The organism is Geitlerinema sp. CS-897 (genome assembly GCF_028368005.1).
Lineage (GTDB): Bacteria > Cyanobacteriota > Cyanobacteriia > Cyanobacteriales > Geitlerinemataceae > Baaleninema > Baaleninema simplex.
Map to the genome: position 1 here is coordinate 1 of NZ_JAQNCQ010000199.1, position 7769 is coordinate 7769.

The following is a 7769-nucleotide window of genomic DNA, read 5'->3' on the forward strand; positions in this document are numbered from 1 at the left end:
AGATTGGGTCTGGACAACCGTTGGGATTACAGGTCTACGAGAACGGCATACGGTAGACAGCAACAAACTACTGTCACCCTCCCTCATTTTTAATGAGGAGAAGAATGTCTGTCACCTCTCAGTTCCATTTGAGTGCCATCCGCCCAAACGCCAAGGAGATGGCTGCGTAGTGGCTGTTGACCTAGGTATCAATACCACTGCCACCGTTGCAGTTGTGGATTTTGACGGCACTGTAATCCATCGGGAGTTCGTTCACCCTGGAAGAGACATAGACTGTCGAGATAAGCGACTGAAATCGGTATCGAAACGAGCCAGTAAGACGATGGGAAAAGGTGGAAGTCTCCAGAAAGGCTTCTGCTCCCATACCTATCGCAAATGCCGTAACATCAACCGTCAAATCGGACATATTGTCTCGAAACGCATTGTGCGGATGGCCGTGCAATTCAATGCGGATGCCATTGTCTTTGAGAACCTGAAAGGGTGGAAAGCCAAGGGTGGACGAAAACGGTCTAACCTACGCCAACGCTTTCATGGATGGCTCAAAGGGATGATTCGAGATTTTACCGAGATGAAGTGGCAAGAGATTGGCGGTAAGGTTGTTGATGTCGTTGCCGCTTATACCTCAAAGCTGGCTTATGACGGGAGTGGAGTGGTGCGGCGGGACTCCAAAAACTATGCTCGGGCCAAATTTTCTTCGGGCAAGCGGTACAACGCAGACCTCAATGGGGCGCTGAACATTGCTGCCCGAGGCATCCTTAAGCTTACGCGCAGAAATGACCGTAAGGAACGCTCCAGCAAACGTTCTGGACGAACGCCGGTGAAGCTGGGCTTGTCTGTGTGACCTGTGGACTAGCACAGTTCCAGGTTAGCACCGACACCCCCACCTCGCGCCCTAGCAGGTGGGGTGAGCTTCATCGATGTAGCTGTTTCGGGAGAAAATTCGTAGATAAACAAACAGTCATACGAAATTGCGATGACCGAGACGTTAAATCCCGAACCTACTTTGACTTCCCGCCTAATTAACGGCGTATTGTCGATTCGCCCCCTGGCGAAATGGGCAAAACGTCAAGCCCGTCAGATGATGGTGGAACGGGCCGAAAAACTCGGCGTTCCCTGGCGTCGCGAAGCCGCCGAACTACGAAGCCGCGACCTCGAAACCCTACGCCAACGTTTGGAAAATCCCCATCTCATCTATCCCGACTACTACCTCACTTCGTTTCACGCCTACGAAACGGGAAACATGAGTTGGGAAGCCGCCACAGAAGTCGAAGTGGCGGCGAAATCCGTTCACGCCAAGATTTGGCCCGAAGAAGGCGTCAACGGCGATGCGAAACTGCGTCAGAACTTTTGCAATATCTTGCGCGATCGCCTTTCCACGCCGCCGGGAGACATTGTCGATATCGGTTGTAGCGTCGGGATGAGTACCTTTCTCTTTCACGATCTCTATCCCGACGCCAACTTAACTGGCGTGGACTTGTCCCCCTACTTCCTGGCCGTGGCCGAAAGCCACAGCCAAGAACGCAACGTTAACGTCAACTGGGTTCACGCCGCAGGAGAAGATACTGGATTACCCGATTCGTCCTTCGATTTGGTGACGCTGTTCCTGATTTGTCACGAACTCCCGATTTCCGCCAGTCGCGATATTTTCCGCGAAGCCTATCGGTTGTTGCGTTCCGGGGGTCATATCGCCGTTATGGAAATGAACCCGAAATCGGAAGTGTTCGCACAGTTTCCCCCCTACGTGATGGCGCTGTTGAAGAGTACCGAACCCTATCTCGACGAGTATTTCGCGTTAGATATCGACTGCGAACTCACTCAAATTGGCTTTGAGACGCCGACGACGGACATCAACAGCCCCCGTCATAAAACGGTTATCGCTAGAAAACCATCGCTTTAAGCACGGAACCACAACGCGGAGTTCCGAGATTTTCGAGCGACGATCGCCCTGAAATGTCCTGAGAGTAAAGGATTGTAGGGCGATCGCGTCCGGGTGCGATCGCGATCGCGACCTCCGAGTGTGCAACGTCACTGTTACATTTTTTAAAACTCTGTTACATTTATTTACATAAGCGAAACAGGAAAGTTTTCGGAGGACTCACACATGGCTCTCGTCATTACCCTCATCGTCATCGGTTGGACTGCGGCGGCGATTCTCGGAACTCAAGCGTATTTCCGAGGCGAGCAAAGCAAACCCATCCACGAACGCAACTGGAACAACGCCGCGTTCGACCGACTGGCCGAAGCCTTTGTGGGTCGTCAAACCGACTACGCCGTCCGGGTTCCGGTGTATGCGATGGACGAATTCGCCACGCGCACCCTCAACCGCTAAGTCCGATCGTTTCGAGTTGACAACATTCGAGTTTAGGAGAAAAAACGATGCAAACGGTCAGTAACGAAGGTCTGCTCAACAACTACGCCAGCGAACCCCAAGTTTATTACGCTGAATACCCAGGACTGTGGCAACAACGCCAATACGCTTTCCAAGCTGCGATCGCCACCCTGTTCGTTTCCACACTGATTTTAGTAGCGTTCGGCGTCAGCTAGTCCGGTTTTCAAACAGCAATCACCAACCGACACAGAACGTATTCAAGGAGAAAAAACGATGAAAACGGTCAGTAACGAAGGTCTGCTCAACAACTACGCCAGCGAACCCCAAGTTTATTACGCCGAATACCCAGGATTGTGGCAACAACGCCAGTACGCTTTCCAAGCTGCGATCGCCACCCTGTTCGTTTCCACACTGATTTTAGTAGCGTTCGGCGTCAGCTAACAAGATTAAGTCCTACAAAATTTCGTTCCATTGAAGTCTCTCTCTCCACCCCGTCTCAGCAGCGGGGTTTTTTCTTGGTGGTTTTTTAGGAATAGGGAATAGGGAACGGGGAACGGGGAACGGGAAAATTTGGGAACGGGAAAATTGGGAAATTAGAAGCTGATTTTGATTCTTCAACCTTTGGGAATAGAAACCAAACATCTTCTGACTTTTTGAACTCTTAGGACTTACGCAGTTCGACCGAAATTACACTAAATGGAGAGGTCTTGTAAATTCACAAAAATGAGAGAAGTCTCTTCAAGAACCCCAGTATCTTCGAGATACCGGGGTTCTTGACTCCGAATCTTAACCAGTCGTCTGCGATCGCTCTTGACGGTTGAGTTTCAGCATATTGCAAAATAACGCCCCTTGCTCGATCGCGTCGTCCAAGGCAACATGAGTATGAGGTAGGCGATCGAACCAGGATTTCGGCATTTTTCCCTTCACAGAGGCTCGATACTCTCCCTTCAACATCGCCATCGCATAGGTTTTAATATCCAACGCCGAATGCGAAAAAGGACTTTCTCCGGCGAAGCGAATTAAATACCAATAGACGAACATAAAATCGTAGGCGGCGGGATATCCCACAAAAACCGGTTTTCCCGGTAACTGTTTCAACCAATCTCGATAGTTGGGAATCGCCACCTCTGGCGGTTGGCAATTTTTCCGACAGGCGTTCCACGCTTCGGGATTTTTCTCCCACCACGCCATCGTTTTCGCGTCGGGAACCGCATCGGGAAGGGTTTCTAAATTCACCGAAAATGTATCCACGAGTTCCTTGTCTGCGGTATACGCTGCCGACGCGACACTTAACATCGAAGAGATGCCGGGAATCGGACCGTCGGCTTCGATGTCAGTACTCACGTAAATTTCAGGTTTTGGCATTGCTTTTGATTACAACATCGACTAAGAACCGCTACCGAGAATCACCAAACTGAGCAAGGTTCCGCTATTCCACAACCCATGCATTAACATCGCTGCCAACAGGTTTCGAGAGCGAGCGTAAATTACCCCTAAGACGATGCCGAGGGTAGCTAACGGTAACACTTCTGAAACGCTTAAATGTGCCAGTGCGAACACTAAACTACTGATAACGATCGCTCCCCAAACCGGAACGTATTTCGTCAGAGACGGCAATAAAAATCCGCGAAAGATAAACTCTTCAAACACGGGAGCAAAAATCGAAGCCGTAATAAAAAAACAGGCGATCGCGATCCAATCTCCGCTTTTTAAAGCAATTTCCAAAATTGGGTTGCTTCCCCCTTTTCCATCCCAAATTTCTTGGTTGACTAACGAAACCCCCAACACCAAGGGAACCGCCGCTAAATACCCCGCAAATCCCCATCCGATACCTTTCGGAACGCTGAAGCGGAACCAATCGGGTTTCAAGGGAAAATAAGGTTTCAAGGACAAGTACAACACAGACAAAGCGGCGATCGCAGAAAGAAAATATCCCCCTAAAATCGAAACCGCTTGCCAACGACTGCCTAAATTTGATGGATCGATTCCGAACAGACCGTACACCAGAGGAAACAGAATACTTCCAGCGAAAACTTGACTGACAAAAAAGACAATAAAAAATCCGATGACGACAACCTGAGCGATAGTATCCCACTCCCATTCTACCGTCCAGCAAACGTCTTTGTTTTTAGCTAAAAGCGATTCGTCTCCTTTCACAATTCGCTGTCCGACGAGGAACAGTAACAGTCCCGTCCCTAACAGCAAACCAACCCCCGAAATCGCCGTCAACACGACCAGTTTGACAAGCGTTCGACGTGCCGCTTGTTGTTCGGTCTGGTTTAAAATCGCCAAGTCGTTCGGCTGGTTTTGCACCTGATAGAACTGTTCTAAGGCGCGATAGCGAAACCACCCACTTAATTGAGTTTGTAACTGTGCTTCGGCGTTGGGAACCACTTGCGGCGGTTGACGCCACAACCCAGCTAATACGAAGGCGGTCGTCGCGTTGTCAGAAAGGGATTCGGACGGAACGTCGGGACTCGAGGTTGCATGGCGATCGATCGGGTTCGACCACAGTTCTAACGCATCGCTGACGCGATCGCGACTGGCCAGTAAAATACCGAGACGAACCTCTAACCGATCTCGCAACGCTTGTTGTTTGTCGATCGCCGACTGTAACTGCTGAACCCGAGACAGATTGCTCGGCGATAGATCTTCGAGTTGCGAAAGTTGCAACTTCGTTTCTGTTTCGCTCAAACTCTCGCGAACGGTTTCGAGAGACTCGCGGTATTGTTCGATCGCCGTTTTGTAAACGTCCTCGCCAATCAGTCCTCCCGGTAACTCCTCCATCTCCCATTCCTCTGGAGGCGTCCACTCCGCCGCTTGCAACGCGAGATTGGTTTGCGCTAAGTCCAGACGACTTTGAATTTGCGGTTGCTGCCAACTTCCCAGCAACGCCAACCCCACCACGACAGCGGTAATCGCCGTCAGTATCGCCAAAACCAGTTGCTTGAAACTCATAGAAACGGTTCGTAAAATACTCGTTCCATCATCGCATCATCTCTTCCCCCGCACATCTTTCGATATGCTTTTCGATAGACGAAACACGCACGACTCCCACGCAATCTCGAGATTCTATGGCTCGTACCCCTAAACTTTGGTTCGATCGCGGCACCTTGTTGTTACACCCACCGCCACGGGGTAAAACTTGGATCGACTTCGCCACCTGGGACGATCGCGTGGAAAAATTTCGCATTCCCGCCATCGCCTACCGTCCCCTCGTAGAAACCTTGCGCGAGGCGGGAACGGTGTTTGAAGACGAGGCCAAAGGGTTCGTTCCTCTGGATTTGGTGTCGCGGTTAGAAATGACGCCGTATCCCCACCAAGAAGAGGCGTTAGAAGCCTGGAAACAGGCGGGACGTTGCGGTGTCGTGGTGCTTCCCACCGCCGCCGGAAAAACCTATTTGGCGCAGTTGTGCATCGAACAAACGCCACGCAGTACCTTAATTGTGGTTCCCACACTGGATTTGATGCACCAGTGGTACGCGCATTTGATGGCGGCGTTTCCCGAAACGGAAATCGGTTTGCTGGGTGGAGGATCTCACGATCGCACTCCGATTCTGGTTTCGACTTACGATAGTGCGGCGATTCACGCCGAACACATCGGCGATCGCTATGGATTTGTCATTTTCGATGAATGTCACCACCTCCCCACGGAGTTCTATCGCGTCATCGCCGAATATTCGATCGCGCCGTATCGCCTGGGGTTGACGGCGACGCCGGAACGTTCCGACGGAAAACACGACGATTTGAGAGATCTCATCGGCGAGGAAGTCTACCGCCGCCGTCCGGAAGATTTAGCCGGACATACCCTCGCCGAACATCGCATCGAACAAATTAAAGTCAAACTATCGGAGGCCGAACGCCGAGAGTACGATGACGCGATCGCCGTTCGCAACGCGTTTTTGCAACAGGCGAAAGTCAATTTAAGCAGTTTGAAAGGTTGGCAAAATTTCGTCAAAGCCAGTGCGACATCTCCCCAAGGACGACGCGCCATGAAAGCGCATCACACCGCCAAAGCGATCGCCTTGGGAACCGAGGCCAAACTGCGCGTTCTCGCCGATCTCCTCGCCGAACATTACCCAGAACCGATCCTCATTTTTACCAACGACAACGCCACGGTTTATCGGATTTCCCAAGACTTTCTCATTCCCGCCATCACCCACCAAACTCCCGTCAAAGAACGTCACGAGGTTTTGTCGCGATTTCGCAGCGGTGAATATCGAACTCTCGCGGCTTCCCACGTCCTCAACGAAGGGGTAGACGTTCCCGAAGCCAGAATCGCAATTTTGCTCTCGGGAAGCGGTTCGACGCGGGAATACATCCAACGTCTCGGACGAGTGTTGCGAAAGGGAAAATCGAAGGACAAACAGGCCATTTTGTACGAAGTCGTGTCGGAAAATACCACCGAGGAACGTACTTCAAAACGCCGTCGCGGAAAGCCAAAACCCCAACCGTCGCCGAAACAGCCGCGTCAGTTAGAGTTGGTCTCCGATCCCAACGAACCGATTCCGTTATACGGTCGGCGATCGCGCAAAACGCAACGCGCTGCCGAATCTAAGGGACAATGGAATTCAGACTCTTCTAATTCAGAGGAAGAATGACCGAAACACTGCAATTGCAAGATTTTAACCTGTTTCCCAAACACGTCGGTATTTGGGAAGGAACCTGGACGATTTGTGACGGGGAGGGCAACAAACTCCAACAATTTACTGCCGTGTTGGAACAGCGTATCGTCGATAACGAGTGGCGACAAACCAACCATCAAACTTACGCCGACGGCTCGACGGAAGTTCAGGAATTTGTCGGTCGCGCGATCGGACATGGGGAGTTAGAAGTTAGTAGCAAAACTCCACCTTTTTCTAATTATAAAACGTTAGCAAAAGAGTTGGACGATCGCTTAATCTTATTTAAGATTTGGGAAAAAGAAACGAATGCACTGCGAGCGATCGAATTAATTCATTTGGTCAGTGAAGGATATCGCGTCCGCACGACTCAAAGTTTTACTTCCGAGGGAGAGTTGCAGGGCATCATGACGATCGTAGAAACCAAGCGTTAGTTTAGTAGGGTGGGCAATGCCCATCTTGTTTTTGTTAAAAAAATTTGTCAAAAAAACATCGCGCGAGGTGATACAAATTACTAAAAAAAGTTTAATAGGGTGGGCATTGCCCACCCTATTAAAAAAACATCGCGCGAGGCGAGACAAAAGGTGCATCTCACTTTTGTAAAAACACGAAGCTCTGGGTAGGTTGGGTGAAACGGAGTGGAACCCAACAGCAGCTCAATCGAGTACGGAAGCTTGTATCCCACATTCCGCACTTCAAATGTAGTGTATAAGTAGTATAAAGTGAATCGGAAAGGAATTAGGTATTTCGACTCAGCCAACTGACCCCTTGACTTGAAAATAACATTCAAGAGCCAACTGACTTGACAAAAATAGTAG

Annotated in this window: 9 protein-coding genes; 7 read left to right on the forward strand and 2 right to left on the reverse strand. The window is 50.4% G+C overall.

Annotated elements, in window-relative coordinates:
* The 5 genes from POG22_RS12610 to psb34 (POG22_RS12630) all read left to right on the forward strand — a co-directional run.
* Positions 1-841: IS200/IS605 family accessory protein TnpB-related protein (locus tag POG22_RS12610; protein ID WP_498905623.1), on the forward strand; the 841-nt coding region annotated here is incomplete at its 5' end.
* 132 nt (positions 842-973) lie between these two features.
* Entirely contained in the window at positions 974-1897 is a 924-nt protein-coding gene (locus tag POG22_RS12615) for a class I SAM-dependent methyltransferase (RefSeq protein ID WP_498905625.1), read from the forward strand.
* Between the two features lie 204 nt (positions 1898-2101).
* Entirely contained in the window at positions 2102-2329 is a 228-nt protein-coding gene (locus POG22_RS12620) for a photosystem II protein, Psb35-related (protein ID WP_063714690.1), read from the forward strand.
* A 47-nt stretch (positions 2330-2376) separates the two neighbouring features.
* Positions 2377-2544, forward strand: a complete 168-nt coding sequence (gene psb34, locus POG22_RS12625) for a photosystem II assembly protein Psb34 (RefSeq protein ID WP_150128156.1) — start codon at positions 2377-2379, stop codon at positions 2542-2544.
* 58 nt (positions 2545-2602) lie between these two features.
* Complete coding sequence (psb34, locus tag POG22_RS12630; protein ID WP_017661436.1) at positions 2603-2770, forward strand: photosystem II assembly protein Psb34; 168 nt, start codon at positions 2603-2605, stop codon at positions 2768-2770.
* 345 nt (positions 2771-3115) lie between these two features.
* Here psb34 (POG22_RS12630) and POG22_RS12635 read toward each other — a convergent pair whose 3' ends face one another.
* Both POG22_RS12635 and POG22_RS12640 read right to left on the reverse strand, forming a co-directional pair.
* Positions 3116-3694, reverse strand: a complete 579-nt coding sequence (locus POG22_RS12635; RefSeq protein WP_017661437.1) for a 3'-5' exonuclease family protein — start codon at positions 3692-3694, stop codon at positions 3116-3118.
* 21 nt (positions 3695-3715) lie between these two features.
* Positions 3716-5287, reverse strand: coding sequence for a CPBP family intramembrane glutamic endopeptidase (locus tag POG22_RS12640; RefSeq protein WP_063714689.1), 1572 nt, complete (start codon positions 5285-5287; stop codon positions 3716-3718).
* Positions 5288-5403: 116 nt separating this feature from the next.
* Here POG22_RS12640 and POG22_RS12645 point away from each other — a divergent pair, with 116 nt between their 5' ends.
* Both POG22_RS12645 and POG22_RS12650 read left to right on the forward strand, forming a co-directional pair.
* Positions 5404-6930: a DEAD/DEAH box helicase gene (locus POG22_RS12645; protein WP_498905628.1), complete on the forward strand. Its 1527-nt coding sequence runs from the start codon at positions 5404-5406 to the stop codon at positions 6928-6930.
* A complete protein-coding gene (locus POG22_RS12650; RefSeq protein ID WP_063714687.1) occupies positions 6927-7385 on the forward strand; it encodes a DUF3598 family protein in 459 nt (152 codons plus the stop codon). The genes POG22_RS12645 and POG22_RS12650 overlap by 4 nt, the downstream gene beginning before the upstream one ends.
* Positions 7386-7769 lie beyond the last annotated feature (384 nt).

Bases quoted from the DNA above. Each gene is read 5' to 3' on its own strand.
- POG22_RS12645 (WP_498905628.1), top strand. From the start codon at position 5,404: ATGGCTCGTACCCCTAAACTTTGGTTCGATCGCGGCACCTTGTTGTTA.
- POG22_RS12650 (WP_063714687.1), top strand. From the start codon at position 6,927: ATGACCGAAACACTGCAATTGCAAGATTTTAACCTGTTTCCCAAACAC.
- POG22_RS12635 (WP_017661437.1), bottom strand. From the start codon at position 3,694: ATGCCAAAACCTGAAATTTACGTGAGTACTGACATCGAAGCCGACGGT.
- POG22_RS12640 (WP_063714689.1), bottom strand. From the start codon at position 5,287: ATGAGTTTCAAGCAACTGGTTTTGGCGATACTGACGGCGATTACCGCT.
- POG22_RS12620 (WP_063714690.1), top strand. From the start codon at position 2,102: ATGGCTCTCGTCATTACCCTCATCGTCATCGGTTGGACTGCGGCGGCG.
- POG22_RS12615 (WP_498905625.1), top strand. From the start codon at position 974: ATGACCGAGACGTTAAATCCCGAACCTACTTTGACTTCCCGCCTAATT.
- psb34 (WP_017661436.1), top strand. From the start codon at position 2,603: ATGAAAACGGTCAGTAACGAAGGTCTGCTCAACAACTACGCCAGCGAA.
- psb34 (WP_150128156.1), top strand. From the start codon at position 2,377: ATGCAAACGGTCAGTAACGAAGGTCTGCTCAACAACTACGCCAGCGAA.